Here is a 23,828-nt window from a genome sequence, read left to right on the forward strand (position 1 = left end):
GCTGTCACCGAGGCGTGTCAACGTGGTGCTCGTTCGGGCGTCACGAGGAGAGGAGTCCGCGGGTTTTGCGACCGGGTGGACAACGCGCCGAATTTCCTTAACCACCGAAATGTTCGCGTCTCTTCCGGGTCACCGGAGGGCACCGGACCGGTTCAATAGCAAGTGCAGTGGAGACCCAGATGGCAGTCATGGAACAAAACGCGGCCAAGCCGCAAGGGGGCGCCTTCAGTGATGGCGTGCGCCTGTATGTTTGGGCGATCGTGATTCTCGTGATCGCGGAGCTGATCGGGGCGATCAGCATCAAGGCCGGTCACGGCAAGATCGTGTTGTTGCCGATGGTCTGGGCGTTGCTGCTCGGCGCGGCGCTGGGCTTGTCGCAGTCGCGTTTGCCGCGTTTCGCGCAGATCGACCTGCCGATGCAGCACCGCGCTGCCGCCATTCTGCAACCGGCGCTGCTGCTCTTCGTGGCAAAGCTGGGCCTGCTCGTGGGCGGCTCGCTGCCCAAGCTCGTCGCTGCGGGTTGGGCGCTTGTGTTCCAGGAATTCGGCCACTTCGTGGGCACGATCATCCTGGGTCTGCCGGTAGCGCTGATGCTCGGCATCAAGCGCGAAGCCATCGGCGCGACCTTCTCGGTCGGCCGTGAGCCGAGCCTCGCCATCATCGGCGAAAAGTACGGCTTCGACTCTCCGGAAGGCCGCGGCGTGCTTGCCGAGTACCTGACGGGCACGATCTTCGGTGCGGTGTTCATTTCGCTGTTTGCCGGTTTCGTCGCCAGCCTTAACCTGTTCCATCCGCATTCGCTCGCCATGGGCGCCGGCGTGGGCTCGGGCTCGATGATGGCCGCGGCAGCAGGCGCCATCGCGGCACAGCAAACGCCGGAAGTCGCCAAGGAAGTCGCCACGTTCGCGGCGGCATCGAACCTGATCACGACGACTATCGGCACGTACTTCACGCTGTTCATCTCGCTGCCGCTCGCCGTGTGGGGCTATCGCGTGATGGAGCCGGTGCTCGGCCGCATGAGCCGCCGCGGCCGCGCCAACGCGGAAGCCGCTGCCGTGGCCGATGCCGAAGCTGCCAAGGAACTGAAGCAAGCCAGCAAGGCGCACACGGTCGAAATGAATTTCGGCGCGCGTCTGTTCGCCTGGGTGTTCTCGGGTACGTTGGCGCTTATCGGTAACAGCCTGGCCTTCAAGACGCCGTTCCTCGACGGTGTACCGGGCATGCTCATCATCATCGGCGCCGTGCTCGTCGGCGAAGCGCTGTACTTCGTCACGCGTCGCAAGGTGCCGGCGGTGTGCTGGGTATCGCTGATCGCCATGTTCCTGACGTCGCCGGCCTTCCCGTTCGCACCGGTCATCGAGCAGTTCACGGGCAAGATCAACTTCCTCGCGCTGGTCACGCCGATGCTGACCTACGCGGGTCTGTCGGTCGCCAAGGACGTGCCTGCCTTCCGCCGCCTCGGCTGGCGCATTGTGATCGTGTCGTTCCTCGCGAACGCCGGTACGTTCCTCGGTGCCGCGATCATCGCCGAGTTCTTCCACGTGTAATGCGTGCCCGGTGCGCGTGGCGGTGACACGCGGCGCGCTGGCTCGGAAAACAAATACGCCACGGCATGCCGTGGCGTATTTGTTTGTGCGGCCGAATCCGTCAATCAGGGCTTGGTGGCCGCGGCGTCGGCCCGTGCGCGTTCCTGATGGTAGCGACGGAAGTAGGCGCGAATTTCGGCTGGCGAGAGCTTGCCGTCGTGATTGACGTCGATCTCGTCGAAATGCTGATAGAGGAACGGCTCGGCGGCGGCCACTTCGTCGCGGCTCAGATAGCCGTCGCCATCCTTGTCGGCCGCCTTGAAATGGCGCTCGAACGTTGCACGGCGCGCCTGCAACTGGCTGCGCTGATAGGCCGCCCATTCGTCACGGTCGATCTTGCCGTCGTGATTGGTGTCGATGGCATCGAACGAGCGTTGCAGATAGAGGCCCAGCGCTGCGTTCTGGTCGGCGGCGTCGCCGTAGTCGGGACCTGCCGACGATGCAGGGGCTGTCGGCGTGGAGCGCATGGCGTCATTTGCCGGGTTGCCCTGCGCATGGCCGGTGGCGGCGACGAGCGACAACACAGCCGCACCGGCACAAAGTGCGGCGGCGGCGAGAGCCTGGCGTCCGAGGCGTCGTGTCGTGAGGGTTCGAAGCGTCCGTTCGCGGAGTGTGTCTTGGGGTGTCATATCGCGCTTCTCCTGATTCCTTGAGCAATGACGGCGGCACGTGTTCCGAGTGCGCAATGCCACGCGAGGCGCATGCCGCCCGAAAACGATACTGAGGACGACGGGGCGATTCGCCGCGATCAGCGGCGGCGGCCGCGGTCGTCGGTAATGACGTTACCGATCACGCCGCCGACAACGGCGCCGCCAACGGTCGCGCCGAGGTCGCCACCGGAGATGAGGGCACCGCCGAGCGCGCCGACACCGGCGCCGACTGCCGTATTACGCGATTCGCGGGGCGTCATGCCGCCGCAGCCCGCCAGCGTGCCGATCAGCGCCGCGCCTACGAGAATCGGGGCGACCGAACGTGGGAGATGTGAGATGGGCGAGATCCATCGTTGTGTGCTTTTCATGACGTATGGCTCCTTCAACGGGGGGCGTTAAGCCCCAAGGGATGCGCAGGCCGGGCATCGAGACTCAGCCGGCTATTCGACAAAAGCAGCGGCTTTCGGGACTGGCGCGCGGTGCCGCCGGTTCGGGGCAAGGCGCGATGCATACGCACTAATGGGCGGTTTCGGCGCCCGGTGTCGGTGCACCAGTGCCATTGGCCGGATACGTCTCCTGATACGCCGGAGGAAGCGGCGCAGGCGGATACGGCCGGCCCTGCGCGTCGGACGGGTACGGCCGCCCGTAGCCGTCAGTTGGCGGGTAGGGGCGCCCATAGGCATCTGTCGCCGGTGCCGGAGACGGCGGCGCCGCGTACGGACTGCATGGCGTACCGGCCGCATAGGGCGGCGGCCCGCAGTTCGGCTGATAGGCTGGATTCGTCGTTTCGTCGCCTCGGTACGGCAGACGCGGTTGCGGCGGCGCCTCATAGGCACATCCGGCCAGCGTCAGCAGCGCGGCGGCCAAGCCGGTTGCAGCGGCTGCCCTGGCGGTGTGCGCCTTCACGAGACTTGCCGATGTACGGTCCGTAGCATTCGTTCTCAACATGACCTCCTTGTGAGAGCGGTGTTTACCCCCGCTCGTCGTCATGGCTCGACTTAGGTTCGACGCAAATTGTGGGAATTGGATCGCCGGATCTTGTAAGACTTTGTAATCCGCCAAGGCAGCGCGTGCTGGTGGGGATCTCACGTGGCTATTGCGGCGCACATCAGCGGTGCACATCAATGAACACGTATATAACGTAGTCCAAAGCAATGTAGGAATGCGCTGACATTGTGTACGCAAAATGCGTCATCTCCTGACGGCATTCGTATGCGTTCTCGTATTCGCGTTCATATATGACTTCATCTGCAACGCCTGTCACATCCCGCGCCTTGAAAACATGACATCGAAATTGTTCATTTTTGAAATATCCGGCGCGTCATGCACGGCGTCACATCGTTCGGAGACTTGTGCGCCTATTGCGCGACAACGCGGCGCATTACGCGATGTCTGTCATCGCAATCCACGTTGAATGCGTTGAAATATCGGGAAAGTCCGGGGGAGTGTTTGCGCTTAGTTTTCGCCGCAAGCTGCGTTTGCGCTGGCATACTGTGCCCGCTGATGTTCGGTATTGGATTCAGCGGACGTTGAGAAAATTCGATTGAGGTGCTCGGCCTATCCGCGCAGGCTTACACATGCCACAAGTTAAGAAAGAAGACATTCGTCTGGCCATCCTCGAAGCGTCGCACGCCCTGTTTCTGGAAAAGGGCTACGTCGACACGACGATGGTGCAGATCGCCAAGCGCGCAGGTATTTCGCATGCGAACATCTACAGCTACTTCACCGCGAAGCTGCAGGTCTTCTTTTGCGTCTACGAGAAGTGGTTCAAGGCGCGCATTACGGTGCTGGAATCCGAGGTGATGGCAGCCCATGGTGCGCATGAGCGCATGCGCACGCTGCTTGGCGGTCTTTGGGTTCAGACGCCGAGACTCGACAACGGCTTTTCGCACAATCTGGTGCAGGCGCTGGCCACCGTTGCCCCTGGCGATCCTTACGATTCGTCACTGCTGCAGTGGTTTCGCGAACGCCTCTCGAGCATGCTGGCGGCCTGTGCGCCCAGCCTCGCGCGTGACGGCGTGCGGCGCGCGCGTCTGGTGGACATCCTCGTGCTGACGTTCGACGGGTGCCTCGTCAATCACCATGTCAATCCGGCGTCGCTGCCGGATGCCGCCATGCTCGAAGAATACGTTGCGGCCTTCCTCTCGGGGGAACCGGCGGACTCGGCAGTCATGCCGCAGGGAGCGGAGCCGGCCATACCGTCCGGCTCTGCGGCGGCGGCCTGAACAGGACGCCGATGCGCTCACTTCCCTGGACAGCCCTCAATCTCGGGCGAAAGCTCAAGTTCCATCAACTTCAGGTGTTTGATCGCGTGCTCGAGACGGGTTCGCTCGTGCGCGCCGCCAACGAGACCGGCCTCACGCAACCGGCCGTGAGCAAGATCGTGCATGAGATGGAAGCCTGCTTTGAAGGGCCGCTCTTCGTGCGCAGCAATCGCGGTGTGCAGCCCACGGAGCTGGGCGAACTGCTTGGCCATCGCGTGAAATCGCTGATGGCGGAGTTGCGTTATCTGACGGACGAAGTGAATGCGTTCAGCGCAGGCACCAGCGGACACGTGATTGTGGGCACGCTCATTTCGGCTGCGGCTGATCTGCTGCCTCGCACGATTGCGTTGCTGAAGGCACAAGCCCCTGGTGTGCTTGTCACGGTGCGAGAAGCGACCACTGCGCAACTCTTTCCGGCGCTGGCCAGCGGAGACCTGGATATCGTCGTGGGCCGTTTGCCCGAGCGTGCGCTGCCAGTCGCCAAGGCCTTTGCGCTGACTCACGAAATTCTCTTCAACGAATCGCTGTGCGTGGTCGGCGGCAGGCGTCACTGGACGCAGCTCCCCGAGCGCGTGCCGCTTGCGGAGTTACGTGAGGGGTCATGGATTCTGCCGGTGCCCGAGTCGCCGTCGCGGCTGGCTGCCGAGCGTCTGTTCCACGACGCGGGGCTCGCGTTGCCCGAAGACGTGGTCGAATCGCTCTCCGTACTCACCAATATCGGGCTGATGCTGGAAACGCCGCGTGTTGCGCTGATGCCGCGTGTCGCTGCTACGCCGTTTGTGGAGGCAGGACTGCTGCGAGTGTTGGCCGATACCATGCCGGGCAGCTTTGGCGACGTTGGGTATTCACTGCGTACCGACAAGCAACCGAGTCCGGCGTGTGAGCGTTTCGTTGCCTGTCTTCGCGAGGTCTGCGGCCTCAAGCCGTAACCCGCTATCCACGCTTTCACGCGATCCGGAATGCAATCAGGGCGGCATGCCGATGTATTGGCAAGCCGCCCTTTGTTGTGGGTTTCAGAGGCGGGCGAGTGATGAGACGAGCCCTGGGTTCTGTTGCACGAGCCGAATCAGGCAGGCAGCCTGAGCGTTGGGACGCGCGCGTCCCTGTTCCCAGTTCTCGAGCGTACGCGGATTGGTACGAAGGTAATGCGCAAAGACGTTGCGCGACATGCCCAGATGCTTGCGCAACGCCAGCAACTCATCAGGAAATATTTCCAGTTTGGGGAGCGGCGTGCGAGGTAGCTCCTTGATGTTGAGCGGAAGATCCGCGGGAAGGCCGTTCTTGACGTGTGCCGGCTCGGTGGGCTGCGGCGCACCGGTGTCCTGCGATAGCAGCCAGCGGAAGGGATTCGAAGGCGTATTGGAGTAAGCCATAGTCCTACCCGGGTGTCGATAAGTGGTGAGAAGAAGGCGCTTGCGAAGTCGATCAAGCGGAATCGATTGCACCACATAGTTCCACTGGGTGCTTTCACAAAACACACCGGATTTTCGCGTCTGACACCTATCGAGTACTACGCACCTCATGGTCAGAGGTGCCGTAGAGTGTACGCAGCAACGTGAGGTACGCAGTGTGCCGTACGCCTTAAACGCCCAGATAAGTCTGCAATTCCGGCAGCGCCCGGCGCAGGCTCGGCGAGTCGCCCTGCCAAGCCACACGGCCTTTATCGACGATGTAGTGACGGTCGCCGAGTTCGAGCATCGGGGCCAGGTTCTTGTCGATGCAGAGGATCGACAAACCGCTGCCTTTGAGTTGCTTCAGGCACCGCCAGATTTCACCGCGAATGAGTGGCGCCAACCCCTCGGTCGCTTCGTCAAGAATGAGTAATTTCGGATTCGTCATCAGTGCGCGGCCGATCGCAAGCATCTGTTGTTCGCCGCCGGAGAGGTGACTTCCGAGATTTTTCTCCCGTTCACGCAAACGCGGAAACAGTTCGTAGATGCGCTCGAGCGTCCACGGTGAACGGGCGCCATGACGGTTGCTTGCGGTGGCCACGAGGTTCTCGCGCACCGTCAGCGTGGGAAATATCTGACGTCCCTCGGGAACAAGTCCCATGCCGGCGCGTGCAATGCGATGTGACGGACTGGCATGCACCGGTTGTCCGTCGAACACGATCTCACCGCGCGCCGGGTGCATGAGACCGGTCATCGACTTGACGGTGGTCGACTTGCCCATGCCGTTGCGGCCGAGCAGCGTGACGAACGCACCGCGCTCGATCTCCATCTGCATCCCGAACAGCGCCTGGCTCGCGCCGTAGTACGACTCGACACCAGACAAAGACAACAAGGGGCTCATGCGGTGGCTCCCAGCATTTCGTTGCGGGTTTCGTCCCCGAGATAGGCTTCGCGCACCCCCGCGTCGTTTCGGATGGTGTCGGCGTCGCCACAGGCGATGGCGCGCCCATAGACCAACACGGTAATGCGGTCGGCGAGTGCAAAGACGGCGTCCATGTCATGTTCCACGAGCACGATGGCGTAGTCGCCCTTGAGGTCGGCGAGCAGATGCGTCATTTGTTCGGACTCGGCTTGCGACATGCCGGCCATCGGTTCGTCGAGCAGCAGCAGCTTCGGACGGCCCGCGAGCGCCATGGCCAGTTCGAGCTGACGGTGTTCGCCGTGGGCGAGAGCGCTGGCGGGCACGTTCATGCGTGCGGCCAGACCGGTGCGTGCCAGAATTTCGCGTGCCGGTTCGACCAGCGCCGCCTCGCGAATGGCCGGCCGCCAGAAGCCGAAGCTATGCCCCTGCATCGCCTGCACGGCCACGAGCACGTTTTCCAGCGCGGTGAATTCGCGGAACACGGATGTGATCTGGTAAGAGCGTGCGAGCCCTGCGCGGGCGCGCTGTTCGATCGGTACGGCCGTGATGTCGCGGCCGTCGAAATGAATGCTGCCCTCGTCGGCACGCAGCTCGCCTGCCAGTTGACCGATGAGCGTGCTCTTGCCCGCGCCGTTCGGGCCGATGATGGCATGCAGCTCGCCGGGCGCGACATCGAGACAGAAGTGATCGGTGGCGGTCAGGCCGCCATAGCGTTTGACCAGTTGGTCGACCAGGAGCAGGCTCATGCTTTGCCCTCCGCGGTGCGGGCGCGGCGGGAGAGCCGCACTTGCAGGTCGCCGAGCAGGCCGTACAGGCCGCGGCGGGAGACGAGAACCGCAACGACGACGAGCGGCCCGAAGATGATCATCCAGTGCTCAGTCATGCCCTTGAGCCATTCCTCGATCAGCAGCATGGCGGCGCTGCCCAGCACCGGGCCGAAGAACGATCCCAGCCCGCCGAGCACGACCATCACGATCAGTTCGCCCGAAGCCGTCCACGCCATATACGCCGGAGAGACGAAGTGCGTGAGATTGGCATAGAGCATGCCCGCTACGCCGCAGGTCATGGCGCTGATGATGTAGGCCACGAGCTTGTAGCGCAGTGTCGGGTAGCCGAGCGCGCGCATGCGGCGGTCGTTCTGACGCGCGCCGCGAATCACCATGCCGAAGCGGGCGTCGACCAGCCGGCGGCCTGCCCATACGCACAGGCACAGCACTGCGAACGCCGCGTAGTACAGCACGGCCGGGTCGTCGAGCGTTACGCTGCCGAAACGGCTGCCGGCAGACACCGGCAGGCCGTCGTCGCCGCCGTATTGCTTCAGACTGACGGCGAGGAAGTAGAACATCTGGGCGAACGCCAGCGTAATCATGATGAAGGCGATACCTGTCGTGCGCAGCGAGAGCAGGCCGGTGACGGCGCCGACGATGGCGCACAGCAGCAGTGTCGCGCCCAGATGCACGAAGCCGTTATCCACGCCGTGATAGCTGAGAATGCCGACGACATACGCGCCGAGACCCAGATACAGCGCGTGGCCGAAGCTGACCATGCCGCCGTAGCCGAGAATCAGATCGAGCGAGACGGCCGCGATGGCGAACACCACGATGCGTCCGAACAGGGTGAGAAAGAACGGTTGCTGGGCAAACGTCGCGTAAAGGGGCACCAGAGCCAGCGCGGCCAGCACCAGCAACGGCACGGCGGTGCGAAGATTGAGTTTCATTTCCATCGTCAACCGTGTTTGACCGGGAAGAGGCCTTGCGGGCGCACAGCAAGCACTGCGGCCATGACAAGGTAGATAAGCATCGACGCGAGGGCAGGCCCGGCGGTGTCGGCGGTGCTGCGCTCGAGCAGACTGCGCAGCAGCGTGGGCAACGCGGTGCGTCCCACCGTGTCGACCACACCGACGATCAGTGCGGCGAGAAATGCGCCGCGCACCGAGCCGATACCGCCGATCACGATCACGACCATCGTCAGAATCAGGATCGGTTCCCCCATGCCCGGCTGCACCGAGAGGATGGGGCCGGCCATGAGCCCGGCAATCCCCGCGAGAATCGCGCCGAGACCGAACAGCAGCGAGTTGAGCAGCACGATATTCACGCCGAGCGCGCCGACCATCTGACGGTGTGTCGCCCCGGCGCGAATCAACATGCCGATGCGCGTGCGGTGGATGAGCAGGTAGCAGCCTAGCGCCACCGCGAGCCCCACCACGATGATGAGGAAGCGATAGGCGGGGTACGCCAGCCCGAACAGGTCCACTGTGCCGGAAAGCCACTCGGGGACTTCCATGTAGTACGGCGAGGGCCCCCAGATCATGCGCGCCAGTTCGTTGAAGAACAGGATCAGACCGAAGGTCGCCAGTACCTGATCGAGGTGGTCGCGGTCGTAGAGCGTCTTGAGCGCGACGAACTCGACGATCAGACCGAGCAGCAGCATCGCGGGAACGATGGCAATCGCCGCGAGGGCGAACGATCCCGTGTGGTTGTACACGGTGGCGGCGATGAACGCCCCCATCATGTAGAGCGAGCCGTGGGCGAGGTTGACGAAGTTCATGATGCCGAACACCAGCGTGAGGCCGGCCGCCATCAGGAACAACAGCACCCCGAGTTGCAGCCCGTTCAGGCACTGCATGATGAAGAGCGTCAGGCTCATGCGGCCTCCCGGGCCAGACCCATCTGGCGGAAGATGGCTTGCGTGAGCGGGCTGGTGGCGTCGTTGAGCGTGAGCACGATGTCGAAGTGATTGGTGCCGGGCATCGGCACGTACTCACCCGCGAAGCCCCGCGCGCGCCACGCGGCGAGGTAGTCGTCGGTCTGCCGCTTGAACTCGGCCGTCTCGGTCTCGCCGTACGACGCCACGATCGGGCAGCCGCGCGCGGGCAGATGGAATTGAGGACTGTTGCGGCGCGCGTCGTCCTCGGACAGCTTCATCCATTCGTTGATGTGTGTGAATGGAATCGGCGTGAGATCGAACAGGCCGGAGAGCGGCGCGGCGCCGGCGACGACGTCTTCCGGCACACCGTATCGGGCGTGCCAGCCCTGCGCCAGCAGCATGCCCACGAGGTGGCCGCCGGCGGAGCTTCCGCACACATGAATGCGGCGCGCGTCGCCCTGGTGCTCGCCGATGTGGCGATGCACCCAGGCCAGCGCGCGGCGTGTTTGATCGACGATGGTATCGAGCGAGGCGCCGGGCGCGAGCGAATAGTTAATAGTGACGACCGTGGCGCCGGCGCGCGTGAAGGCGGGCGCCATGTTGCTCGAATCGTTCTTGCTGAGCGCACGCCAGTAGCCGCCGTGCACGAAGAAGAAAACGGGCGCGCCGGGCGCGGCGGCGGGGAAGATGTCCAGCGTTTCGTCGGGGTGGTCCCCGTAGGCGACATCGAGCACGCAGGGCGTGGTCGCGCGAGCGTGCGCGCTCTCGGCGGCGTACTGCGTCAGGATGTCGAGAACATTGGGTGTGGTGGCGCGAGCGTTGTACTGAACGTCCAGCTCGGCTTCGTCGAAATTGCGGTAGCGCTTCATAAACCCTCGATAGTGCTCAGGTACGGCTCGGGTCGTGCAATGGCAGTGCCGCCGGTGCGGGACACCGGCGCACGTCAGCAACAGCGGGCAGCGCACACGCGAGACCTCGCGCGCGTGTGCGGCGTGCAGCAAATCGGTCCATCGGCATCGCGGGAGCGCCGCGATGCCGGGGCATGACATGCATTACGCGAATTACGGGCTTTATGGGCGTATGGGCGTAATGCGCGTCAGGTTACGATTTGATCTTGCACTGCGCGGCCAGATCGGCACGCGTCTTGATCTGAATTTTCCCCTTGGTCGCGAACGCCGCGCCGTTGGCGTCTTTCACGACATCCACGCGATAGAACTGCGCCACGGGAAACTGGTTGCTGGCGAACTTGAACGGCCCGCGCACGGACGAGAAGTCGGCGGCCTTGAGGGCGGCGCGCAGGGCTTCACGATCCGCCACGCTGCCCTTGGTCTTCGTGAGCGCCGAGTCGATCAGGTTGGCGGCGTCGTACGACTGGGCGGCATACATCGACGGCATACGGTTGTATTTCTTCTGGAAGGCCGCGACGAATTGCTTGTTCTGTGCGTTGTCGAGATCCGGCGAGTACGGCGCGCTGGTGATGGCGCCGACGGCCAACTCCTTGAGCGCGGGCAGGGTCGAGCCGTCGATGGTCGACACGGAGATCAGCGGAATCTTGCCGAGCAGCCCGGCCTGACGGTATTGCTTGACGAAGTTCACGCCCATGCCGCCCGGATAGAAGACGTAGACGGCATCGGGTTTGGCGGCCTGCAACTGGGCGATTTCAGCCGAGTAATCGGGCTGGTTGACCTGCGTGTAGACCTCGTCGACGATCTGGCCTTTGTAGTCGCGCTTGAAACCGTTCACGGCGTCGCGCCCGGCCTGATAGTTCGGGGCCATGACATACATCTTCTTGTAGCCCAGATCGGTCGAGAGCTGACCGCCGGCTTCGTGCAGTTCGTCGTTATCCCACGAAGTGGAGAAGAAGTTCGGCGAGCACTGCGCCCCGGCAATCGGGGTCGGACCGGCGTTCGAGCCGACCATTACCACCCCGGCGTTGGTCACGTTCTTGTGGATGGCCATCATCACGTTCGAGAACGTCACGCCGGTGATGAGCGACACCTTGTCGCGCTCCACCAGCTTTTGGGCAGCCTGCACGCCCACGTCGGGCTTGAGCTGATCGTCCTCCTTGATGACCTGCACGGGCACGCCGCCCAGCTTGCCGCCCTTTTGCTCGATGGCGAGCATGAAGGCGTCGTACTGATCCTGGCCGAGCGCGCCGCCGGGGCCAGAGAGTGTGCCGATGAAGCCGATCTTCACCTGGGCGTGCGCACCGCCCGATGCGAACATCGCCGCCGCCGCAGCGACGGCGCCCAGCACAGCGATGGCTTTACGTTGCATGGTCTTCGTTCCCGTCATCATGGTCTCCAAACTAGGTTGGCGGTACTGGTAAGCGTTGTCAGCCGAAGGACTCGCGCCGGAATACTTGACCGCTCTTTCAAGTCGTCCGCAGGCAGCAAAGGCAGGCCAGACGCGTCAGGCTAGTTAAATTGTTTAAGCGTCAAATATTTCAGTGCCCAGCCTAAACGACGCCTTTTGCGTAGGCAAGCAATTTCAAAAACACCTCGGGAAAGCACCAGTCAGAGGCCGAAGAACCTGAGGGCGTTCGCTGCCAGAATGCGGTGCCGGGCGGCGTCGTCCAGCCCCGGTTGTTCGGCCACCAGACGGCCGATGTCCTGCTCGCCGAGCGGGAACGGGTGGTCCGAGCCGAGCATGACGCGCTCTACGCCCATGGTGTCGACCAGCAGGCGCAAGGCGCGCGGGTCGAACACGGCGCTGTCCACGTAGAAACGGTCCAGATAATGGGACGGCGGGTGCGGGCTATCGGCGCGCACGATGTCGCGGCAATGCCACGCGTTCTCGGCGCGGCCCAGCAGATACGGAAAGGCGCCGCCGCCGTGCGCGAAGCACAGCTTGAGCGAGCGGGGCAGGCGCTCGAATGCGCCCGAGAGGATCAGCGAGAGAATCGAGAGCTGCGTCTCGGCGGGCATGGCCACGAGCCACGGCATCATCCACTTCTTCATGCGGCCGTCGGTCATCATGTCCCACGGATGCACGAGCACGGGGATATGTTCGTTGCCGCAGTGCCGCAAAAACGCCACGAGCTGTTCGTCGTCCAGATCCTTGTCGCCGAGGTGATTGCCGATCTGCACGCCGATATGACCGCTGGCCCTGGCGCGCGACGCTTCCGCACAGGCCAGATCGAGGTCCTGCAGCGGTACCTGCGCCATGGGCTTGAGCCGGGTCGGGGCGTAGGCGCAATGCGCCAGTGCCAGATCGTTCATGCGCCGGACCCAGTCCATGACCGCATGCCCGTCGTAGCGGTAGCCGAACATGATCGGCGTGGCGCAAACCACTTGCAGGTCGATGCCATGACGGTCGAGTTCTTCGACACGCAGCACGGGGTCCCACAGCGCGCGGTAGACGGGACGGAAGGCGCGGTTGTCGAGCATGATGTTGCCGGTCTCGCCGCCTGCGTCGATGCGCAGCCACGGCGCGGTGGCGGGGTCGAGACGGGCCGCTTCCTCCTGCGAGATGCGCGGGAAGAAGTGGGCGTGCATGTCGATTTTCTTCATGGCGTGACGTGTGATGTTCTGGGGGCGGTGTCGCGGGTCAGGCAGACGCCGATGCGGTGGTCTTGACTTGCGCCGCGCGGCCCGGGTGGATCTCGCCGCAACTCGGACACCGGCGCAGCGATTCGGCACCGTAAAACGCCTCGAACAGCGGCGGCAGGTCCGTCACGATGCTCTTGAGTTGCACTTCCACGCGGTGCACCTGCGAGCCGCATTTGAGGCAATACCACTCGAAGCCGTCGAGCAGACCGGGCGGGCGCTGGCGTTCGACGACGAGACACAGGCTCCCGGCTTCGGGCCGCTGCGGCGAGTGACGTACGTGGGGCGGCAGCAGAAAGATGTCGCCTTCCCTGAGGTCGATGCGCTCGGCGCGGCCGTCGATCCAGAGATTGATCCACGCGTTGCCCTTGAACTGATAGAAGAACTCCTCGAGCGGATCGTCGTGATAGTCGGTGCGGTGGTTCGGTCCGCCCACGACCGTCACGATGAAATCGCTGTCCTGCCAGATCTGCTGGTTGCCGACAGGCGGCTTGAGCAGATGCGCGTGATCGTCGGTCCAGCGCTGGAAATTGAAAGGCTTGCCATATGTCAACATGCTGTCTCCCGGGGCATGCAGCGTCAGCCGCGTCAGGTGAGGTCTCGGTCTTCAGCGCGAACGCGGCGCGTAGGCCACACACTTGATTTCGATAAGCAACAGCGGATGCGGCAACTGGTGCACTGCCACCGTCGTGCGTGTCGGACCGTTCTCGTCGAAGTACTCGCCGTACACCTCGTTGTAGCCGCCGAAGTCGTTCATGTTCACGAGGAACGTGCCGACTTCGACCAAGTCGGCCAGCGTGGCGCCCTCGCTCGCGAGAATGTCGCGGATATTCTCGATGACGGCGCGCGTCTGTTCGCGAATGTCGAGTTGCGTCACGCCCAGCGCATCGGCTTGCGCACCCGCGTACGTGTTGTCCGGACGGCGCGAACTGGTGCCCGAGACGAACAGGAAGTCGCCGGCGCGTTTGATGTGCGGGAACTTGCCGCGCGGTTTGGCCTTGCCGGCCACCACGCGGGCCTGCGTGTCTTGCGATGCGCTCATGTGTCGTCAGTCTCCGTTGTTATTTTGATGGGATGGCGCACGGGTGCGGCCGTCTCGACCCCCATCGATATTGCCGCACCGCCGCCTCACAGTTTGATGCAGATGTTGGTGATTTCGGAATAGAAGTCGAGCGAATGGCGTCCGCCTTCGCGGCCCAGCCCGGAGAGTTTCACGCCGCCGAACGGTGTGCGCAGGTCTCTCAGGAACCAGGTGTTCACCCATACGAGCCCGGTCTGGAACTGACGTGCGACGCGATGCGCGCGCGACAGGTTCGTCGTCCAGACACAGCCGGCGAGGCCATAGTCGCTATCGTTCACGCGGCGGATCACTTCGTCTTCGCCGTCGAACGGGGCGACGTGACACACCGGGCCGAAGATTTCCTCGCGCACGCAGCGTGCCGTGTCGGGCAGGCCGGTCCAGACCGTCGGTTGCACGAAGGCCCCATCGTCACGCGCGTCGCCGAAGGCGGGCACACCACCGCCGGTGACAACCGTCGCGCCTTCTTCGACCGCCAGCCGATAGTACGAGAGCACCTTCTCGCGATGCTTGCGCGACACGAGCGGACCCATCTGTACGCCGGGAGCGTCGGGGGCGTCGATGCGCAGCGCGGCGGCGCGTTCGGCCAGTGCGGCGACGAAGCGCTCGAAAATCGGCCGCTCGACGTAGACACGCTCCGAGCACAGGCACACTTGACCGGCGTTGGTGAACGACGAGCGCACCACGCCGTCGAGCGCCTTGTCGAAGTCGGCGTCGGCGAACACCACGGCGGCATTCTTGCCGCCAAGTTCGAACGAGATTTCCTTCACGCCGTCGGCCACGGCTTTCATGATGGCGCTGCCGGTGCGCGACTCGCCCGTAAAGGTGACCGCGGCCACGTCAGGATGCTTCGTCAGGAATTCCCCCGCCGAGTCGGGGCCGAAGCCGTGTATCAGGTTGAAGACGCCAGGCGGCACGCCGGCGGCGTCCATCACGTCGGCGAGCAGCGTCGCGGACGAGGGCGTTTCTTCCGATGGCTTGGCGACCACGCAGTTGCCCATGGCCAGCGCGGGCGCCACCTTCCACGTGAACAACAGCAACGGCAGGTTCCACGGCGAGATGATGCCGATCACCCCGAGGGGTTTGCGCGTCACGTAGTTCATCACGTCGCCGCCGTCGGCCGCGCGCATTTCGTACATTTCGCTGCCCGCCGTCTTGATGAGGTCGGCGAACATGCGGAAGTTGGCGATGCCGCGCGCAATGTCCAGCGTGCGGGCCTGCTCGGTGGGACGACCGGTGTCGGCGACTTCGGCGGCGACGAACTCGTCGAAGCGCGCCTGAATGTCATCGGCAATGCGGTGCAACACCGCGGCGCGCTCGGCGGGCGTGGTCTTGCCCCACGGGCCATCGCGCAGGGCGCGACGGGCGGCGCTCACCGCCCGGTCGACCGTCGCCGCGTCGGCTTCGCAGACTTTTGCGACAAGCCGTCCGTCGACGGGGCTCACGTTATCGAACTGGCGATCGGTGGCGACGAATGCACCGTCCACGTAGTGCCGCAACAGCGGCGGAGTCGCAAGGCTCAAGAGGGTCTCCTGGAGCAGTATGTTCTGCGGGGTGGCGGCGGTCGTTGGAAAGCCACGGGCCTACCACCGGATGCCTTCGAGTCTAGGCATCCGGCTTCATAAAAAATAATGAAATTTATTGGGTTATCTATTCCCGAATGGAATAGCTGGGGCGGTCAGTGATGGGAGTGGTGACTCATGCGCGAGCGGGCTTCGCGCAGGTCGCGCGGATTGCGCTCCTCACCGATGGCTGCTGGCGGCAGGTCGGTATCGAGGCACTCGACCAGATGGGCGTTGAGCACTGCCGCCAGGCCTTCGCCGCCGCGTCGCATGACGTAGTTGTGATTCCAGCGGAACAGCGGTTCGGCGATGGGGGAGAGTTTGTTCATCCAGCCGCGCTTCATGTGCACATCCCAGGCGTAGCGCACGACGGTGATCGAGCCTTCCGTGTCGAAGCACCAAACGCCGGTGCCCTCCACCTCGCCCGTCGCCACGCCGCGCACCTCACGCATCGGATCGATGTGCGTGATGCGCGTCTCGAACGTGAGCGAGTAGGGCAACGCACCATGCCAGGTCAGTTCGCGCACGGTGCCCACGCCATCGGCGTTGCCCGGTTCCAGGGTGCGCACGTTGCGCACGCATGGCCACCAGCGTGCCCAATGGTCGACGTCGCGAATCGTGTCCCAGACTTCGTCCAGCGGTGCAGTGAGCCGCCACAAGGTGAGGAAGTGATATTCGTTCATGGCCGATCCCGGTTGTCGGTAGTCGAGGAAGGGGTGCCGTCATGCCCCGGCGCGAGGGGGAATTCCAGTATAGGCGGCATACCGGCCTTCGGCGCTCACCGAACACCTGGGCACGGTGCGGCGACTTTCGCTAACGCTGCCGATGAATCGGATAGCGAATTGGCCGGACTTTCTGCGCTGTCATGAATTCATCACAATGCCTCCATAGAATCCCGGAGTGAAAACGTTTTCGTAAACGTTTACATTTGCGTAAAATCCGTCAACTTCGAATTTTGACGGCTCATAACAAGGAGAGGGGCGTGGCAGACATACGGGACGTGGCACAGCGCGCGGGGTGCTCGATTGCGACGGTGTCGCGCGCACTCAATTCGCCGCAACTGGTGCGCCCCGAGACGCTTGCTCGCGTGCAGGCGGCCGCCGCCGAGCTGAAATTCCGTCCCAATGCGCTGGGCCGTCAGTTGCGCGGAGAGCGCACGGGTCTGATCGGCGTGATGCTGCCGACGCTGGGCAACCCGGTCTTTGCCGATTGTCTCGAGGGGATCGAAGCCGCCATCGACGGCACGGGACGCCGCCTGCTGCTTGTCACCACACAGTACGACCCGGAGCGTGAGCGCAACGCCATCGAGACCTTGCTGCAACAGCGTGTGGACGGCCTGCTGCTGACACTGGCCGACGCCGAGCACAGTGCGCTCGTCGACGATCTCGCGGCCGAGGGAGTGGCGTGCCAGCTTGTCTATAACGATGCGCCGCAGCGTCCCTGCGTGTCGGTGGACAACCGGGCTGCCGCCGCGCAGGGCGTGGCGATGCTGATCGAGGCGGGGCACCGGGACATCGTCATGGTGACCGGGGCGCTACACGCGTCCGACCGCGCCAAGCGCCGCTATCTCGGCTATTGCGACGCCATGCAGGCGGCCGGCCTGACGCCACTGCCGGCTTTCGAAATCGACTTCAACAGCGGGGCACGCGGCGAGCGAGTGCGTGAATGGCTGGCGCAGCGCGAGCGCGACGGCGCACGTCCCACGGCCCTGTTCTGCTCCAACGATCTGCTGGCCCTTGGCGTGATGCGCGCGCTGCGCGAAGCCGGTTTGCGCGTGCCGGACGACATGTCGGTGCTCGGCTTCGACGGGCTGGCCGTGGGCGAGTTGCTCTCGCCGACGCTCGCCACTGTCGTACAGCCTAGCGTGGAGATCGGCCGGCACGCGGCGCAGCGTCTGCTTGCACAGATCGATGGTCGCGATGGGCGTACCGGTGCTGCGACCGCGCCGGCCGACGCATCGCTCGGCCATGCCTTGATCCTGCCGCACGAGATTCGTCGCGGTGGCACGGTGGCGGCACCGCCGCGAAAGAAAGATCGGCATTGACGCGGTATCGAAACGAATTTGAAGGAAAAGCAGTAGCAATAGCAATAGCAATAGCAATAGCAATAGCAATAGCAAGGAAACTGGCTGACGACTGGCTCCGAAAAAGAGAGTGCAGCGTCGGCCGAGGCAATCAGGCATCCGGGCGCGAGGCCCGCACTTATCCGGCAGCACATCGTGCCGCCAATGCTCAGACATTCAGGAGCCCACAGAAATGAAGCTTTGGATCACCCGCGCCGCCCGCACGCTGGCGCTTTTCACCTTGCTCGGCGCTGGCGCCGCGCACGCCCAGCAGACCGCCATCTGTTACAACTGCCCGCCGGAATGGGCGGACTGGGCCGGTCAGGTCAAGGCCATTGCACAGGACACCGGCATTCGCGTGCCGCTCGATAACAAGAACTCCGGCCAGGCTGTCGCGCAGATGATCGCGGAACAGAAGGCGCCGGTGGCCGACATCGTGTATCTCGGCATTACCTCGGCCATCGAAGCCGCCAAGAAGGGCCTGCTCGCCCCGTACAAACCGGCGAACTGGGACCAGGTGCCGGCCACCATGAAGGATCCGAACGGCATGTGGACGACGATCCACTCGGGCACGGTCGGCTTCTTCGTGAACCGCGACGCCCTGGAAGGCAAGCCGGTGCCGCGTTCGTGGGCCGATCTGCTCAAGCCGGAATACCGCGGCATGGTGGGGTATCTGGACCCGAGCAGCGCGTTCGCCGGCTATGCCGCCGCGATTGCCGCCAATCAGGCCCTCGGCGGTTCGATGGACAACTTCGGCCCGGCCATCGGCTACTTCCAGAAGCTCAAGGCCAACGCGCCGATCGTGCCCAAGCAAACGGCGTATGCCCGCGTGCTCTCGGGTGAGATTCCCATCCTGATCGACTTCGACTTCAATGCGTACCGCGCCATCTACAAGGACCGCGCAAACGTGCAGTTCGTGATCCCGATGGAAGGCTCGGTGTCGCTGCCGTACGTGATCGCGCTCGTGAAGAACGCGCCGCACGCCGACAACGGCAAGAAGGTGATCGACTACACGCTGTCCGACAAGGGCCAGGCGCATTGGGCGCAAGCCTTCCTGCGTCCGGTGCGTGCGAGCACGATGCCGGCCGACGTGGCAGCCAAATTCCTGCCCGCGTCCGACTATGCCCGTGTGAAGCCGGTCGATCTGCAGAAGCTGGCCGCACAGCAGGACGCGTTCGGTCAGCAGTATCTGAAGAACGTGCGCTAAGCACGGTCATGTCCAACGAGGAAGAGGAGCAAAGCAAGCGATGCGTGACCTGACCCTGCCGCGCGGCTGGCGCGTGGCACTTCTGCTACCGGCGCTGGCGGTTTTTCTGGCGTTCTGGCTATTGCCGATGGCCGCCCTTGTGCAAGTGAGCGGCGACGGTCACGCGTTCGAGACCTATCGCGCCATTCTCACCAATGCACGTTATCTCGATAGCCTGTGGCAGACCGTCGTGCTCTCGGCGCTGGTCACCCTTGCCACCCTGGCGTTGTCGCTTGTGGCGGGCCTCTTCCTCACCCGTCACGACTTTCCGGGTAAATCGATCCTCGTGTCGATGCTCACCCTGCCGCTGGCGTTCCCCGGCGTGGTGGTCGGTTTCATGGTCATCATGCTCGCGGGACGTCAGGGCCTGATTGGCGACTTGTCGACCAAGCTCATTGGCCACAAGCTCGTGTTCGCGTATTCGCTCGCGGGCCTGTTCCTCGGCTACCTGTATTTCTCGATTCCGCGTGTGATCCTCGCCGTGATGGCGGCAGCGGAATCGCTCGATCATTCGCTCACGGAAGCGGCGGCGTCGCTCGGCGCGGGGCCGTTCGCCATTGCCCGTGACGTGACGTTGCCGGCGCTGGCTCCCGCGCTGATCGCTTCGGGCGCGATGTGTTTCGCGACCTCGGTCGGTGCGTTCGGCACGGCCTTCACGCTGGCTACCGACATCGATGTTTTGCCGATGACCATCTACACCGAGTTCACGCTCAACGCCAATGTGGCGACGGCGGCGGCCCTCTCGGTGATTCTCGGCATCGTGACGTGGGCGGTGCTCATGCTCGCCCGCAATTTCACGGGGCAGGGCGTCGCTGCCGGAGGTTGATTCGCATGCTCAAGAAAACCCTATTCACGCTGCAACTGCTGCTTACGCTGCTGATGTGTGCGTTCATGCTGATCCCCGTGGGCATGTCGGTTCTCGCGGGGTTGTCGGTGAACTATTTCCGTGGTCCGTCGGCCGGCCTCACCTTCAAGTGGGTGATTCAGGTCTGGCAGGACTATCACGACGCCATTCTGAATTCGCTGTATGTCGGCGGTGCCACGCTGGTGGTGGTCACGCTGCTCGGCGTGCCGGCCGGTTACGTGCTCGCGCGCTGGCAGAGCCGCATGGCGCGCTGGATCGAAGAGCTGCTGACGTTGCCCATCGCGCTGCCGGGGCTGGCGAGTGCGCTCGCGCTGATCAGCGTGTACGGGGGCATGCGCGGCTTTCGCGAAAGCTTGGCGTTCATCGTGGTCGGGCATGTGATTTTCACGCTGCCGTTCATGGTGCGTGCCGTCGCGGCCGCGTGCGCCGACTCGCGTATCAAGCTGATGGAAGAGGGCGCTGCGAGCCTCGGCGCGAGCTTCCTGCGACGCTTCACGACCGTGGTGCTGCCCAACATCCGCAGCGAGATCGTGGCGGCCGCGCTCATCGTGGTAACGCTCTCGCTCGGCGAATTCAACCTGACGTGGATGTTGCACACGCCCGATACCAAGACGCTGCCCGTGGGGCTGGCGGACGCCTACGCGTCGCTGCGTCTGGAGATCGGCAGCGCGTACACGGCGGTGTTTTTCGTGTTGATCGTGCCGCTGCTCATCGTCATGCAGATGACGGCCCAGCGGGCGAAGGTGCGCAATGCCAAAGGCCGTACCTGATCAAGTGGCTGCATTGCACGCCTACCGAATGCCAAGGATATGACGATGAAACTGACTTCCATCCCGATTCATCTCGAACGCTGTGCCAAGACGTTTCACGGCAACACCGTACTGCAACCGCTCGATCTGACGATCGGTGCGGGCGAGACGCTAGTGCTGCTCGGCCCGTCCGGTTGCGGCAAAACCACAACCCTGCGCATGATCGCAGGCCTCGAACGCCCCGACGCGGGGGGGCGTGTGCACTTCGGCGACGAGGACGTCACGCGCCTGCCCATCGAAAAGCGCCGTGTGGGCATGGTGTTCCAGAACTACGCCCTGTTTCCGAACTTCACCGTGCGCGGCAACGTCGCGTACGGCCTGAAGCTGCGTGGACTGCCATCGGCGCAGATCGACAAGCGCGTGAACGAACTGCTCGATCTCGTGCAACTCACGCCTTTCGCCGATCGTGCCATTGCACAACTCTCGGGCGGTCAGAAGCAGCGCGTGGCATTGGCACGCGCGCTCGCGCCGGAGCCGCGTGTGTTGTTGCTCGACGAGCCGCTCACCGCGCTCGACGCCAAGCTGCGCGAGACGGTGCGCGCAGATATGGATCGTCTGCTGCGCGGGCTCGGGGTGACGACGGTGTACGTCACCCACGATCAGGACGAAGCGATGGCACTGGGCGACCGCATCGTGGTGATGAGCGCGGGCCGCATCGAGCAGATCGGTGCGCCGCGCGACATCTACTACCAACCGGCTTCGCGCCATGTAGCGAATTTCGTCGGCACGCTCAATCGCCTGGCAGGCGTGTGGCGCGACGGTCATTTCCATCTCGAGGGCGGTCGCGTTGCCTGCCCGGAGGTGCGTGCCGACGTGCAAGAGCTGTACTTCCGCCCGGAAGATGCCATCGTGGTGCCCGCAGGCGACGCGCCGCTCGTCGGCCGTGTCGACGAAGTGCAGTTTCTCGGCGACCGCACGCGCCTGACGCTCAGCGGCGTGTCCGTCGCAGGCCCGGTGCTGGTCGAAGTCTCCAGCCGTCGCGAGTGTCGCGTCGGCGATCAGGTGGGTCTGTCGCTGCCCGCCGCCCATATCTTTTCGCTTCACGGATAATTCGCTCATGCTGTTCGCGCAAATCAGCGACCTTCACATCAAACGGCCCGGCAAGCTGGCCTATCGGCGCGTGGATACCGCCGCCTATCTCGAGCGCTGCGTGGCGCGTCTGAATACGCTGGTGCCGCGTCCCGACTTCGTTGTCCTGACGGGCGATCTCGTCGACTTCGGCGCACGCGAGGAATATGAACACCTGCGCCGGTTGCTCACGCCGCTGCAAATGCCGTACTACCTCGTGATCGGCAATCACGACGGGCGCGATGCACTGCGCGACGTGTTTCCGGAGCACACGTATCTCGGCAAACCGGGCGGATTCGTGCAGTACACAGCAATGTTCGGCGCGCTGCGGCTCGTGGCGCTCGATACGCAAGACCCCCCCAATGGCGGCGGCAAGCTGTGCGACGAACGTCTCGAATGGCTGGAGGCGACGCTCGCGAGCGATACTGCGACGCCGACCGTCATCGCCATGCATCATCCGCCGTTTGCCTGCGGTATCGAGCACATGGACATTCAGGCGCTCGACGCCAACGATGCTGCGAAGCTCGCGGCCGTCGTGCGTCGTTTCGAGAACATCGAGCGAGTGATTTGCGGGCATGTGCACCGGCCCATTCATACGCGCTTTGCCGGTACTGTCGCGAGCGTGTGTCCGTCACCGGCGCATCAGGTGGCCCTGGATTTGCGTGAGGGCGGACCGTCGGCATGGGTGCTCGATCCGCCGTCGTTTCAACTGCACCGGTTCACGCCGAAGACAGGCCTCGTCTCGCATCTCGCGTTCGTGGACGATGCAGGTGGCGCTCACCCGTTCTATGACGCTGCGGGCACCTTGATCGACTGAGGCGTTCGTGTTGCGGCGCTGGTGCCGCATCAAGACATCCAGACATCGAGAAGCGACGAGGCCCCCAATTGGGGGCCTCGTGTTGTTTACCGCTCGGGCGGTAGATTAGAGCAGGTGATCGAGCGCGTCCGGGCCGAAGACTTCACGGTGCAGGCGCTCGGCGGGCACACCGGCGTCGCGCAGGGCACGCCATTGGGTCTGCATGAACGGCACGGGGCCGCACAGCAGGTAATCGGCGTCGGCAGGCAGTGTCAGACGCGAAATATCCATCCGGCCGGCGAACGTGTCGCCGGTGCCTTCGCGTTCGGTGCCTTTCGGCGTTTCGAGGAATGTCGCCACACGCAGGTGCGGCAACTGCGTGGTGGCATGAGCCAGATGGCGGCGTAGCGCGACGTGTGAGCCGTCGCGGGCAGCGTGCGCGAACAGGATCTCGCGGCGCGAGCCCTTGGCGGCCAGCGCGGCGAGCATCGACATCATCGGTGTGATGCCGACGCCTGCGCTAAGCAGCACGAGTGGGCGTGCTGCATCGAGCGTGGTCGTGAACTCACCGTAGGGCGGGCTCACGAGAATGCGATCGCCGGCCTTCAGGTTGGCATGCAGCCAGTTCGAGATCTGACCGGCGGGCTTGGCATCGGCCGCGTCTTCACGCTTGACCGTAATGCGCCAGTGCGGTGCGTCGGGCGCGTCGGACAAGCTGTATTGACGGCGTTGTTCCAGACCGTCGGGCAGCGTGACCGACACGCTCACGTATTGTCCGGGCGCGAATTCACCGGGCGACCCGCCCTCGGGCGTGCGCAGGTAGTACGAGACGATGTGCTCGGTTTCGCGGTCGACGTCGGCCACGATCAGTTCACGCAGCGACCCCAGCGGCGCGTGCGTGCGTTCGGACAGACGCGCTTCTGCGGCAATCAGTTCGCCGGCGAGCAACCAATACGCTTCATCCCATGCCGCGATCAGTTCAGGCGTGGCGGCGTCGCCCAGCACGTCCTTGATGGCGCGCAACAGATGGCGGCCGACGATCGGATAGTGCGACGGCGTGATGCCGACCGAGACGTGCTTGTGCACGATACGCTCGAGCACCGGCCCGAGCGCCGCAGCGTTGTCGATGTTCGCGGCATACGCGAACACGGCCGAAGCGAGCGATTGTTGCTGGGCACCGCTGGCCTGGTTCCCCATATTGAAGAGATTGCGCAACTCAGGATGCGCTTCGAACATGCTCGCGTAGAAGTGACGCGTGATCGCAAGACCGTGTTCGCGCAGAACAGGAACGCTCGCGTCGATGTAGGGGCGGGAAGCGGCGGAAAGCATGGCAAG

The 23,828-nt window shown here is 64.0% G+C and carries 25 protein-coding genes; 9 read left to right on the plus strand and 16 right to left on the minus strand.

Translation table 11 applies throughout. The annotated features are described in order from the left end of the window. Positions 1-179 precede the first annotated feature (179 nt). Positions 180-1,547: a DUF3100 domain-containing protein gene (locus C266_RS13115; RefSeq protein WP_010805827.1), complete on the plus strand. Its 1,368-nt coding sequence runs from the start codon at positions 180-182 to the stop codon at positions 1,545-1,547. A 104-nt stretch (positions 1,548-1,651) separates the two neighbouring features. Here C266_RS13115 and C266_RS26210 read toward each other — a convergent pair whose 3' ends face one another. From C266_RS26210 to C266_RS13130, 3 genes are all read right to left on the minus strand, one after another. Further along, positions 1,652-2,215, minus strand: a complete 564-nt coding sequence (locus C266_RS26210; protein ID WP_010805828.1) for an EF-hand domain-containing protein — start codon at positions 2,213-2,215, stop codon at positions 1,652-1,654. Between the two features lie 119 nt (positions 2,216-2,334). Beyond that, on the minus strand, positions 2,335-2,604 hold the full coding sequence (locus C266_RS13125) for a glycine zipper 2TM domain-containing protein (RefSeq protein ID WP_010805829.1): 270 nt from the start codon (positions 2,602-2,604) through the stop codon (positions 2,335-2,337). 148 nt (positions 2,605-2,752) lie between these two features. Further along, entirely contained in the window at positions 2,753-3,184 is a 432-nt protein-coding gene (locus tag C266_RS13130) for a hypothetical protein (RefSeq protein ID WP_010805830.1), read from the minus strand. 629 nt (positions 3,185-3,813) lie between these two features. Between C266_RS13130 and C266_RS26215 the strand changes: the two genes are divergently transcribed. Then, entirely contained in the window at positions 3,814-4,461 is a 648-nt protein-coding gene (locus C266_RS26215; protein WP_010805831.1) for a TetR/AcrR family transcriptional regulator, read from the plus strand. Positions 4,462-4,472: 11 nt separating this feature from the next. Beyond that, entirely contained in the window at positions 4,473-5,429 is a 957-nt protein-coding gene (locus C266_RS13140) for a LysR family transcriptional regulator (RefSeq protein ID WP_010805832.1), read from the plus strand. An 84-nt stretch (positions 5,430-5,513) separates the two neighbouring features. Here C266_RS13140 and C266_RS26220 read toward each other — a convergent pair whose 3' ends face one another. From C266_RS26220 to C266_RS13200, 12 genes are all read right to left on the minus strand, one after another. Beyond that, positions 5,514-5,873, minus strand: a complete 360-nt coding sequence (locus C266_RS26220; RefSeq protein ID WP_010805833.1) for a DNA-binding transcriptional regulator — start codon at positions 5,871-5,873, stop codon at positions 5,514-5,516. A gap of 208 nt (positions 5,874-6,081) precedes the next feature. Beyond that, complete coding sequence (locus C266_RS13150) at positions 6,082-6,792, minus strand: ABC transporter ATP-binding protein (RefSeq protein ID WP_010805834.1); 711 nt, start codon at positions 6,790-6,792, stop codon at positions 6,082-6,084. Next, positions 6,789-7,559, minus strand: coding sequence for an ABC transporter ATP-binding protein (locus tag C266_RS13155; RefSeq protein ID WP_010805835.1), 771 nt, complete (start codon positions 7,557-7,559; stop codon positions 6,789-6,791). The genes C266_RS13150 and C266_RS13155 overlap by 4 nt, the downstream gene beginning before the upstream one ends. After that, positions 7,556-8,530 (minus strand): branched-chain amino acid ABC transporter permease, encoded by a 975-nt coding sequence (locus C266_RS13160; RefSeq protein ID WP_036662957.1) that lies wholly within the window; start codon positions 8,528-8,530, stop codon positions 7,556-7,558. The genes C266_RS13155 and C266_RS13160 overlap by 4 nt, the downstream gene beginning before the upstream one ends. 8 nt (positions 8,531-8,538) lie before the next feature. Beyond that, positions 8,539-9,459 carry a branched-chain amino acid ABC transporter permease gene (locus tag C266_RS13165; RefSeq protein WP_010805837.1) on the minus strand — a complete coding sequence of 307 codons (921 nt, stop codon included), beginning with the start codon at positions 9,457-9,459 and terminating at the stop codon, positions 8,539-8,541. Then, entirely contained in the window at positions 9,456-10,328 is an 873-nt protein-coding gene (locus C266_RS13170) for an alpha/beta hydrolase (RefSeq protein ID WP_010805838.1), read from the minus strand. The genes C266_RS13165 and C266_RS13170 overlap by 4 nt, the downstream gene beginning before the upstream one ends. 232 nt (positions 10,329-10,560) lie before the next feature. After that, the gene (locus C266_RS13175) at positions 10,561-11,754 is read right to left on the minus strand and encodes an ABC transporter substrate-binding protein (RefSeq protein WP_010805839.1); all 1,194 of its coding nucleotides are present in this window, start codon (positions 11,752-11,754) and stop codon (positions 10,561-10,563) included. A gap of 221 nt (positions 11,755-11,975) precedes the next feature. Further along, on the minus strand, positions 11,976-12,971 hold the full coding sequence (locus C266_RS13180) for an amidohydrolase family protein (RefSeq protein WP_010805840.1): 996 nt from the start codon (positions 12,969-12,971) through the stop codon (positions 11,976-11,978). Between the two features lie 37 nt (positions 12,972-13,008). Further along, positions 13,009-13,563, minus strand: a complete 555-nt coding sequence (locus tag C266_RS13185; protein ID WP_010805841.1) for a 3-hydroxyanthranilate 3,4-dioxygenase — start codon at positions 13,561-13,563, stop codon at positions 13,009-13,011. 51 nt (positions 13,564-13,614) lie between these two features. After that, positions 13,615-14,049 carry a RidA family protein gene (locus C266_RS13190; RefSeq protein WP_010805842.1) on the minus strand — a complete coding sequence of 145 codons (435 nt, stop codon included), beginning with the start codon at positions 14,047-14,049 and terminating at the stop codon, positions 13,615-13,617. Positions 14,050-14,135: 86 nt separating this feature from the next. Further along, positions 14,136-15,608, minus strand: a complete 1,473-nt coding sequence (locus C266_RS13195) for a 2-hydroxymuconic semialdehyde dehydrogenase (protein WP_010805843.1) — start codon at positions 15,606-15,608, stop codon at positions 14,136-14,138. Positions 15,609-15,763: 155 nt separating this feature from the next. Further along, positions 15,764-16,330, minus strand: coding sequence for an SRPBCC family protein (locus tag C266_RS13200; protein ID WP_010805844.1), 567 nt, complete (start codon positions 16,328-16,330; stop codon positions 15,764-15,766). Positions 16,331-16,629: 299 nt separating this feature from the next. On the opposite strand from C266_RS13200, the gene C266_RS13205 reads away from it, so the two are divergent. The 6 genes from C266_RS13205 (at position 16,630) to C266_RS13230 (ending at position 22,514) form a co-directional block, all read left to right on the plus strand. Further along, positions 16,630-17,691, plus strand: a complete 1,062-nt coding sequence (locus C266_RS13205) for a LacI family DNA-binding transcriptional regulator (RefSeq protein WP_010805845.1) — start codon at positions 16,630-16,632, stop codon at positions 17,689-17,691. Positions 17,692-17,902: 211 nt separating this feature from the next. Then, positions 17,903-18,916, plus strand: a complete 1,014-nt coding sequence (locus C266_RS13210; protein ID WP_010805846.1) for an extracellular solute-binding protein — start codon at positions 17,903-17,905, stop codon at positions 18,914-18,916. 40 nt (positions 18,917-18,956) lie between these two features. Next, on the plus strand, positions 18,957-19,781 hold the full coding sequence (locus C266_RS13215) for an ABC transporter permease (RefSeq protein WP_010805847.1): 825 nt from the start codon (positions 18,957-18,959) through the stop codon (positions 19,779-19,781). A 5-nt stretch (positions 19,782-19,786) separates the two neighbouring features. Continuing rightward, on the plus strand, positions 19,787-20,590 hold the full coding sequence (locus C266_RS13220) for an ABC transporter permease (protein WP_010805848.1): 804 nt from the start codon (positions 19,787-19,789) through the stop codon (positions 20,588-20,590). 45 nt (positions 20,591-20,635) lie between these two features. Then, entirely contained in the window at positions 20,636-21,679 is a 1,044-nt protein-coding gene (locus C266_RS13225) for an ABC transporter ATP-binding protein (protein ID WP_010805849.1), read from the plus strand. A 7-nt stretch (positions 21,680-21,686) separates the two neighbouring features. After that, positions 21,687-22,514, plus strand: a complete 828-nt coding sequence (locus tag C266_RS13230; protein WP_010805850.1) for a phosphodiesterase — start codon at positions 21,687-21,689, stop codon at positions 22,512-22,514. Between the two features lie 105 nt (positions 22,515-22,619). Here C266_RS13230 and hmpA read toward each other — a convergent pair whose 3' ends face one another. Next, positions 22,620-23,822, minus strand: coding sequence for an NO-inducible flavohemoprotein (hmpA, locus tag C266_RS13235; RefSeq protein WP_010805851.1), 1,203 nt, complete (start codon positions 23,820-23,822; stop codon positions 22,620-22,622). Positions 23,823-23,828 lie beyond the last annotated feature (6 nt).

Source organism: Pandoraea sp. SD6-2, assembly GCF_000389825.1.
In the GTDB taxonomy this organism is placed as follows: domain Bacteria; phylum Pseudomonadota; class Gammaproteobacteria; order Burkholderiales; family Burkholderiaceae; genus Pandoraea; species Pandoraea communis.

Excerpts from the sequence above, each read along its gene's own strand:
- C266_RS13115 (WP_010805827.1), top strand. The coding sequence starts at position 180 with ATGGCAGTCATGGAACAAAACGCGGCCAAGCCGCAAGGGGGCGCCTTC.
- C266_RS26210 (WP_010805828.1), bottom strand. The coding sequence starts at position 2,215 with ATGACACCCCAAGACACACTCCGCGAACGGACGCTTCGAACCCTCACG.
- C266_RS13125 (WP_010805829.1), bottom strand. The coding sequence starts at position 2,604 with ATGAAAAGCACACAACGATGGATCTCGCCCATCTCACATCTCCCACGT.
- C266_RS13130 (WP_010805830.1), bottom strand. The coding sequence starts at position 3,184 with ATGTTGAGAACGAATGCTACGGACCGTACATCGGCAAGTCTCGTGAAG.
- C266_RS26215 (WP_010805831.1), top strand. The coding sequence starts at position 3,814 with ATGCCACAAGTTAAGAAAGAAGACATTCGTCTGGCCATCCTCGAAGCG.
- C266_RS13140 (WP_010805832.1), top strand. The coding sequence starts at position 4,473 with ATGCGCTCACTTCCCTGGACAGCCCTCAATCTCGGGCGAAAGCTCAAG.
- C266_RS26220 (WP_010805833.1), bottom strand. The coding sequence starts at position 5,873 with ATGGCTTACTCCAATACGCCTTCGAATCCCTTCCGCTGGCTGCTATCG.
- C266_RS13150 (WP_010805834.1), bottom strand. The coding sequence starts at position 6,792 with ATGAGCCCCTTGTTGTCTTTGTCTGGTGTCGAGTCGTACTACGGCGCG.
- C266_RS13155 (WP_010805835.1), bottom strand. The coding sequence starts at position 7,559 with ATGAGCCTGCTCCTGGTCGACCAACTGGTCAAACGCTATGGCGGCCTG.
- C266_RS13160 (WP_036662957.1), bottom strand. The coding sequence starts at position 8,530 with ATGAAACTCAATCTTCGCACCGCCGTGCCGTTGCTGGTGCTGGCCGCG.
- C266_RS13165 (WP_010805837.1), bottom strand. The coding sequence starts at position 9,459 with ATGAGCCTGACGCTCTTCATCATGCAGTGCCTGAACGGGCTGCAACTC.
- C266_RS13170 (WP_010805838.1), bottom strand. The coding sequence starts at position 10,328 with ATGAAGCGCTACCGCAATTTCGACGAAGCCGAGCTGGACGTTCAGTAC.
- C266_RS13175 (WP_010805839.1), bottom strand. The coding sequence starts at position 11,754 with ATGACGGGAACGAAGACCATGCAACGTAAAGCCATCGCTGTGCTGGGC.
- C266_RS13180 (WP_010805840.1), bottom strand. The coding sequence starts at position 12,971 with ATGAAGAAAATCGACATGCACGCCCACTTCTTCCCGCGCATCTCGCAG.
- C266_RS13185 (WP_010805841.1), bottom strand. The coding sequence starts at position 13,563 with ATGTTGACATATGGCAAGCCTTTCAATTTCCAGCGCTGGACCGACGAT.
- C266_RS13190 (WP_010805842.1), bottom strand. The coding sequence starts at position 14,049 with ATGAGCGCATCGCAAGACACGCAGGCCCGCGTGGTGGCCGGCAAGGCC.
- C266_RS13200 (WP_010805844.1), bottom strand. The coding sequence starts at position 16,330 with ATGAACGAATATCACTTCCTCACCTTGTGGCGGCTCACTGCACCGCTG.
- C266_RS13210 (WP_010805846.1), top strand. The coding sequence starts at position 17,903 with ATGAAGCTTTGGATCACCCGCGCCGCCCGCACGCTGGCGCTTTTCACC.
- C266_RS13215 (WP_010805847.1), top strand. The coding sequence starts at position 18,957 with ATGCGTGACCTGACCCTGCCGCGCGGCTGGCGCGTGGCACTTCTGCTA.
- C266_RS13220 (WP_010805848.1), top strand. The coding sequence starts at position 19,787 with ATGCTCAAGAAAACCCTATTCACGCTGCAACTGCTGCTTACGCTGCTG.
- C266_RS13225 (WP_010805849.1), top strand. The coding sequence starts at position 20,636 with ATGAAACTGACTTCCATCCCGATTCATCTCGAACGCTGTGCCAAGACG.
- C266_RS13230 (WP_010805850.1), top strand. The coding sequence starts at position 21,687 with ATGCTGTTCGCGCAAATCAGCGACCTTCACATCAAACGGCCCGGCAAG.
- hmpA (WP_010805851.1), bottom strand. The coding sequence starts at position 23,822 with ATGCTTTCCGCCGCTTCCCGCCCCTACATCGACGCGAGCGTTCCTGTT.